This window comes from Pontibacter locisalis (genome assembly GCF_042684605.1).
GTDB classification, from domain to species: domain Bacteria; phylum Bacteroidota; class Bacteroidia; order Cytophagales; family Hymenobacteraceae; genus Pontibacter; species Pontibacter locisalis.
In genome coordinates this window covers 729,535-735,899 of record NZ_JBHULU010000021.1, presented here as the reverse complement: position 1 = coordinate 735,899, position 6,365 = coordinate 729,535, and the positions used below count along the sequence as shown (strand labels likewise).

The window sequence follows — 6,365 nt, the reverse complement described above, 5'->3', positions numbered from 1 at the left end:
AGGGCCGGCTGCAAACGCAGCCGGCCCTTTTGATTTGGTATAAAAGCGAAAAACTCTGTCACCTTCATAACCTGCTTGGGTAAGCCAGGCGAAAGTACAGAGTTTTTTTCAGTATCGCTTACAAAGCAGCCAGGCTACTTTGCGTTGTGTTCAGCTTTCACGTTGATGTTATGCTCGGCAATATAAGTCAGCTTCTCATCAGCTTTCTTTTCTTCACTTAGAATCATCTGAAGCTGGTCCAGCACCTCCTGCATACCTAGCTGCTTCGCATAGGTACAAACGGTGCCATAGCCCGCAATCTCGTAATGCTCCACACGCTGGGCCATTGCAATTAGTGCAGCGTCCATAACGTTCTTATCCGCACGAGTGCTGATCATCTCTTCGCTTTCTTTGATGATTCCCTCCATTGCCTTACACTTCTCGCCTGTTGCCTTTTCATCCAACATACCGAATACTTTGTCAAGGCGCTCAATTTGCGTTTCTGTTTCACGCATGTGGTCCTGAAGCGCCCGCTTCAGCTCACCTGATGATGCAGCGTCTACCATTTTAGGCATTGCCTTCATGATCTGATGCTCTGCATTATACAAGTCTTTAAGTTCGTGGATAAATAGGTCTTTTAAATTATTAAGTTTCATAGCTTGGAAAGGTTACGCGTTTAAAATGTAATCATTATTTACTTGTGGCTATCTATACGACAGGGTTATCGGCGGGTTTAATAAAATATTAATTTAATTAGGTGAATATACTCTATTTTTCAGTGTAGTGCTACAGTATATAATATATAACATATTATATTAACTTGCTCTGTTGCTACTATAGTAGTATCTTCACATAGTTTCATTGCCAAACTGGAGTTGCTTCAGCTTATTATTGAAACGATTTCAAATAAAATTTGTAGTCCTATTAAGACTCTGTAACGATTGCCCCTCAATGGTGGTAAACGTTTTACGTAATAATATTTCTTAAAGCACCTGAAAAAGAATAGACCAAAAGTGAACACACCAAAAGGAAAACTGATAGCAGTTGGAGGAAATGAGGACAAAGGCACTTATCCAAACCCTAAATCTAAAAAGAAATATTACCTGGACTTTTTCGAACTAGGTATTTTAAAACGATTCTTACAGGAGATACCTAACAAAAGCCCCCATATAGAGGTGATTACCTCCGCCTCCATGATTCCATTTGAGGTAGGTGAAAGATATGCAAGTGCTTTTGGAATTTTAGGCTGTGAGTGTGCTAACATGATGCACATTAGAGAAGAAGAGGATGCGCATCTACCTGAATACATCGAAAGAATAAGAAAAGCAGATGGTGTGATGTTCAGTGGCGGGGACCAGTCCAGGATCACACGCATGTTCAGAGATACAGAGATACTTGACATACTGAAGCACCGGTACCAGAACGAAGAATTCGTGATTGCCGGAACCAGCGCAGGTGCAATGGCCATGTCTAAAACGATGATCAAAGGCGGCTCAGCACCTGAGTCCCTCCTGCGTGGTTCTGTAAAAATCGGGGAAGGGCTGAATTTTATTGATGAAGTTATTATTGACACCCACTTTGTTACCCGCGGCCGTTTTGGAAGGCTGATGGAAGCTGTCGTGACTCACCCTAAAACGGTAGGGATTGGCCTAGGCGAAGATACGGGCATTCTTATAACAGAAGGCCATATAGTAGAAACGATAGGTTCTAATCTGGTCGTAATTGCAGACAGCCACGAAGTAGGCTATACCAACATAGATGAAGTAGAGAAAGGAAGACCAGTAGCTATTGAGCATCTTGTTATGCATGTACTGGCAAAGGGTAACATCTATGACATTGAGGAGCGCCTTTTCTTTAAAGACGAGCAGGCGCTGAAGCAGGCCCGGCTTCAGGAAAGGTAAAAGGCGCTAATTCGCCTTGTTCCATTCCTTATATATTCCTACAAAAGGTTGCTCACCATTTTTCATACATGCCCGGTACATTCCTTCAGAATTAAAAGGAAGCGCTATGTCTCCTGCTGTGTTCACAGCTATTAAACCACCTTCTCCTCCGAAGGCAACTAATTTCTGCATCACAACCTCATCACATGCTTCCTGTAGACTGTAGCCTTTGTACTCGATCAGACAGGAGACATCATAAGCTACCACGGCACGCATAAAGTACTCTCCATGGCCCGTACAGCTCACAGCACAAGTTTTGTTGTTAGCATAGTTACCTGAGCCAATGATAGGAGTATCTCCTATCCTGTTGTAGCGCTTGTTTGTCATTCCTCCTGTAGAGGTGGCAGCGGCCAGGTTCCCGTCTTTATCCAGAGCAACAGCGCCTACGGTTCCGAACTTCTCGTCCACATTTTCTGTGTGGTCCAGCATAAAGATGTTTGAGTCACGTACTTCTGCCCATTGATTATACCGGAAGGCATCAAAAAAATACTTCTCCGGGGCAAACTCCAGCCCATGGTTTATAGCAAACTCTTCCGCTCCATATCCGCTGAGCATCACGTGGTCAGATAATTCCATTACCGCCCGGGCTAACTTAACAGGATTTTTGATGCTGCGCACACCTGCAGCGGCTCCTGCCCCTAAGGTTTTACCACACATGATGGAGGCATCCATTTCATGCTTCCCCTCCTTTGTGAAAACGGAACCTTTCCCGGCATTAAACAAGGGTGTATCCTCCAGGTATAGCACGGCTACCTCCACGGCATCTACTGCAGTCCCTCCTTTCTCTAAAACACGGTACCCCGCCTCTACAGCCTCTTCCAAAGCCGCACGATAAGCACGGTCCTGCTCCGTTGTAAGAGAATCTCTGGTAATGGTACCAGCCCCGCCGTGTATAGCTATCGATATATTTTTCATGTCTTTAGGTGCTTGCTTGAATCTTTAGAATTGTCTACGCCTTAGCTTAAACAGCTGTTTTTATTTAATGCAGAACCTGTGTTTTTTGTACGAATTAGTAGCTTTAAAAGGACCTAAATCAGATTTAAAATAGTTATCTTTGTTCTTATCGTTATAACTAAATAGTAAAAGAAGAATTATGTCGTTTGATATCCAAGGAAAGCTTTACGAGGTATTTGAAGAGCAGCAAATCAGTGATAAATTTAAGAAGCGTGAATTTGTCCTGGAGATTCCTGATGGCTCCTATACCCAGTATGTGAAGTTTCAGTTAACGCAGGACAAATGTAGCCTGCTGGACTCCTATAAAAACGGTGACGAAGTAAAAGTTACTTTTAACTTAACTGGTAAACCGTTTACCAAAAACGGACAAACTATGTATTTTACGAACCTGCAGGCCTGGAGAATGGAACCAGCGACGGCTAACAACTTTGGTGGTCCGGCAGACGCTCCCCAGCAGCAGGATGCGCCATCTTTCTACAGCAGCGATGCAGATAACGATTTGCCTTTCTAAGCAATCAAATAGTCTATCATAGTAAAAGCGAGCCTGTGCTCGCTTTTTTTATGCCCGTCCTACAGGTCCGGGCATATCTTTGTGCCTCATCCTGGCGTAATGATGACTATCAGCACCCTAACTTGTCAGAGCTTATTGCCACCCACATGCACTACGAACAATACAACCCACTCGAAGAGCTGCAACGCATGATCCTCAGAGGCGAAAATGATACCGTCGATTTTAAACAACGGGTAACACAGCCGCAGAAAATTGCCAGAACGTTAGTTTCATTTGCCAACACCCGTGGCGGCGTATTACTTGTTGGGGTAAAAGACAGTGGCTATATCTGTGGTGTTGACCCTGAAGAAGAAAAGCATACCTTAAACCTGGCAGCAGAACATTACTGTAGCCCTCCCGTGACAATACATTATGATGAAGTGGAAAGCGACCATCGTACCGTATTACTTGTAACAGTACCTGAAAGCAAGTTAAAGCCACATTTTGCAAAGGTGAAGGAGGATGACTGGCGTGGCTATGTGCGTGTGAAAGACACTACCGTACAGACAAGTAAAATGGTGAACAAGGTATTGGAGCAGGAGCCTGAACATTTTGAGCAAATACCACTGGACAAACATGAAAACGCAGTACTTGATTTCCTAAAAGACCATCCCAGAATCACCTTAAAGCAGTATATGAAGCTTGCTAACCTCTCCCATCGCAGGGCTTACCGCACATTGGTAAAGTTAGTCATCCATGGGTACATACGCCTTCACGATAAAGAGAAAGAAGAGTACTATACGCTTAGCTGATTTTTAAGCAATTCACTTTTTGCCGACCAGGTTTCCGCCGGAGTACAATTCGGTATGGCTAAAATTTCCTTTCTCATCATAAACCTCCCACTCACCTGTCCAATAATAGCGGTCTATGGTGTAGGTACGCGCCATCACAGCCTTCCCTTTTCTGGCTAACGCACCGTTCTCGTGGTACTTCTCAACCTTAATCATTTCAGACTTTCGGCTGTACTTTTCTTTCATATAAAGAGTCCCATCAGGATAATAATACTTCCAGGTACCCACCTCTCTCCCATGCCTGAACCTGCCGTTTCTAATCAGCACATCATCTTTTCCAAAGTATACCTTCCAGCGGCCATGGTATTTCCCCTCTTTGTCAAAACGGTTGATCTTAAAGAAAAGAAACCCTTTCTTTTTTTGCGCAATGGAGAACAGCGGGAGGATTAAAAAGAAGGAAAAAAGCAAATAACGTTTCATAGTTTTGTTTTGGGTCGGTAGAGTCTGATCTGTTGTATCGGAAGCTAATATAAAAAATATTTCCCATACAACTAAGTTTTTAGTTATATATTTTTTATCCTTAATGTTTTACTAATCAAGGCTCTACTAAATTGATTTAAATTGATATGTTAATTTTTTCATGTCCTGAACTGGATAGGACCATGAAATTAATGGCCGCAGCCGGGATTTTAACGTAAAATCATGTAGACACTCCTGTAAAACAGGAACTCTTAAGCACCCATAATCCTGTAAACAAACGGTTTCACCCTAAACCCAAAGCCTATGGCCACCCTATCCCCTAAAGCCAAAGCATCAGACATGGCAAAGCCATCAAAAAACGGCAGCCAACCCAAAACTTCTAAAGCACCCAAAAAGAAAAACCAGGACACCAACCAGAAAAAGATCTTTGTACTGGACACTTCTGTTATTCTTTACGACCACAGCGCCATCCAAAACTTTCAGGAACACGATGTTGCCATACCTATCACCGTGCTGGAGGAGTTGGATAATTTTAAAAAAGGTAACGACATCAAAAACTTTGAGGCGCGGGAGTTCATACGCTTTATAGATAAACTATCAGCAGAGCATAAACTGCAGGACTGGCTGCCTTTGAACGGTAAGAACAAAGGCTACTTCCGGGTACTGATGAATGATTCTACAGAAATGCTCGATGCTGTTCAGATATTTGGTGACAAAAACGATCACAGGATTCTAAACTCAGCACTTAAGCTACAACAGGAGAAGCCTGATCACAAGATAGTCTTAGTTACAAAGGACATAAACCTTCGCCTGAAAGCACGGGCCCTGAACCTCGTTGCAGAAGATTATGAAACTGGAAAAATTCAGGATGTGGCGGGACTTTATACAGGCAACGACACCATAGAAGATGTAGCACCTAATATCATTAACGAACTTTACGAGAAAAGCCAGTGTGATGTAGGCCAGGTATTAAAGGCTCCACCTGCAGATAACCATTTCTATATCCTCAAAAGTTTTAAAAGCTCCATCCTTTCCTTTTACAACACCGCTGAGAAGCAGTTAGAACGTGTAGACAAGCTTACTGCTTTCGGAATCAAACCACGTAACGCAGAACAGGCTTTTGCTTTACACGCGCTCTTAAACCCACAGATAAAGTTAGTTTCTGTGCAAGGTGTGGCCGGTACAGGAAAGACGTTGTTAGCTCTGGCCTCTGCCATTGAGCAGCGAAGAGAATACAAACAGATTTACCTGGCACGCCCTGTTGTGCCACTGAGCAACAAAGATATCGGGTATTTGCCAGGAGATATCAAGTCAAAGCTGAACCCATACATGGAGCCGCTCTGGGATAACCTGAAGTACATACAGAATCAGTTCTCAGAAACCAGCAAGGAATACCAGAAACTTAGAGACATGGTAGATCTGGAGAAGCTGGTAATTACACCCCTTGCCTATATCCGCGGAAGGAGTTTGTCTAACATTTTCTTTATTGTAGATGAGGCGCAAAATCTGACCCCACACGAAGTAAAGACAATTATTTCACGGGCCGGCGAAAACACAAAGATTGTTTTCACAGGTGATATTTACCAGATTGATACACCATACCTGGACTCGCAGAGTAACGGCCTGTCCTACTTAATTGACCGGGCTAGGAATCATCCACTTTACGCGCACATCACGCTACTAAAAGGAGAGCGCTCTGAATTAGCGAACCTTGCAAATGAGTTGCTATAG

7 protein-coding genes are annotated in these 6,365 nt (G+C 43.3%); 4 read left to right on the top strand and 3 right to left on the bottom strand.

Translation table 11 applies throughout. From position 1 onward, the window contains the following. Positions 1-134: 134 nt before the first annotated feature. Positions 135-635, bottom strand: coding sequence for a YciE/YciF ferroxidase family protein (locus ACFSRY_RS17165; RefSeq protein WP_377510673.1), 501 nt, complete (start codon positions 633-635; stop codon positions 135-137). Between the two features lie 357 nt (positions 636-992). Here ACFSRY_RS17165 and ACFSRY_RS17160 point away from each other — a divergent pair, with 357 nt between their 5' ends. Next, entirely contained in the window at positions 993-1,880 is an 888-nt protein-coding gene (locus ACFSRY_RS17160) for a cyanophycinase (protein ID WP_377510670.1), read from the top strand. A 6-nt stretch (positions 1,881-1,886) separates the two neighbouring features. Here the strand turns inward: ACFSRY_RS17160 and ACFSRY_RS17155 are convergent, their stop codons facing one another. Next, on the bottom strand, positions 1,887-2,834 hold the full coding sequence (locus ACFSRY_RS17155) for an isoaspartyl peptidase/L-asparaginase family protein (protein WP_377510667.1): 948 nt from the start codon (positions 2,832-2,834) through the stop codon (positions 1,887-1,889). A gap of 178 nt (positions 2,835-3,012) precedes the next feature. Here ACFSRY_RS17155 and ACFSRY_RS17150 point away from each other — a divergent pair, with 178 nt between their 5' ends. Both ACFSRY_RS17150 and ACFSRY_RS17145 read left to right on the top strand, forming a co-directional pair. Then, positions 3,013-3,384 (top strand): DUF3127 domain-containing protein, encoded by a 372-nt coding sequence (locus tag ACFSRY_RS17150; protein WP_377510664.1) that lies wholly within the window; start codon positions 3,013-3,015, stop codon positions 3,382-3,384. A gap of 50 nt (positions 3,385-3,434) precedes the next feature. Beyond that, the gene (locus ACFSRY_RS17145; RefSeq protein WP_377510661.1) at positions 3,435-4,175 is read left to right on the top strand and encodes an RNA-binding domain-containing protein; all 741 of its coding nucleotides are present in this window, start codon (positions 3,435-3,437) and stop codon (positions 4,173-4,175) included. Positions 4,176-4,187: 12 nt separating this feature from the next. On the opposite strand, the gene ACFSRY_RS17140 is transcribed toward ACFSRY_RS17145, so the two are convergent. Further along, a complete protein-coding gene (locus tag ACFSRY_RS17140; RefSeq protein WP_377510658.1) occupies positions 4,188-4,634 on the bottom strand; it encodes a hypothetical protein in 447 nt (148 codons plus the stop codon). Positions 4,635-4,973: 339 nt separating this feature from the next. Between ACFSRY_RS17140 and ACFSRY_RS17135 the strand changes: the two genes are divergently transcribed. Beyond that, complete coding sequence (locus ACFSRY_RS17135; protein WP_377511229.1) at positions 4,974-6,365, top strand: PhoH family protein; 1,392 nt, start codon at positions 4,974-4,976, stop codon at positions 6,363-6,365.

Bases quoted from the DNA above. Each gene is read 5' to 3' on its own strand.
- ACFSRY_RS17165 (WP_377510673.1), bottom strand. From the start codon at position 635: ATGAAACTTAATAATTTAAAAGACCTATTTATCCACGAACTTAAAGAC.
- ACFSRY_RS17155 (WP_377510667.1), bottom strand. From the start codon at position 2,834: ATGAAAAATATATCGATAGCTATACACGGCGGGGCTGGTACCATTACC.
- ACFSRY_RS17150 (WP_377510664.1), top strand. From the start codon at position 3,013: ATGTCGTTTGATATCCAAGGAAAGCTTTACGAGGTATTTGAAGAGCAG.
- ACFSRY_RS17145 (WP_377510661.1), top strand. From the start codon at position 3,435: ATGCCCGTCCTACAGGTCCGGGCATATCTTTGTGCCTCATCCTGGCGT.
- ACFSRY_RS17140 (WP_377510658.1), bottom strand. From the start codon at position 4,634: ATGAAACGTTATTTGCTTTTTTCCTTCTTTTTAATCCTCCCGCTGTTC.
- ACFSRY_RS17135 (WP_377511229.1), top strand. From the start codon at position 4,974: ATGGCAAAGCCATCAAAAAACGGCAGCCAACCCAAAACTTCTAAAGCA.